Annotated in this window: 1 protein-coding gene; it reads right to left on the bottom strand. The window is 66.5% G+C overall.

What is annotated here, in order from left to right:
- A partial coding sequence (locus tag ACYVO7_RS25895; protein WP_460452628.1) for a hypothetical protein occupies positions 1-203 on the bottom strand: 203 nt, incomplete at both ends.

Here is a 203-nt window from a genome sequence, read left to right as displayed (position 1 = left end):
GCCGACCTTGTAGCCGTAATCGGACAGGTCGACGAAGAGGCCGGCCAAGCCCGGGTCGACTTTGACGAACGCCGCCGACGGGGCTTGGTCGCTCGCAGGAGGCAAGTGCGCCTGAGCGGAGCTGTGCCCCTCCAGAACGCTCGTCCCCGCGAAACTCGTGCTCGCGCCGGCGGAGTACTCCTTGGCGGAATTCGGAATGGTGA

It is taken from the genome of Alsobacter sp. SYSU BS001988, assembly GCF_054796215.1.
The sequence above is the reverse complement of the archived record's forward strand: the minus strand, read 5'-3'. Positions and strand labels throughout refer to the sequence as shown.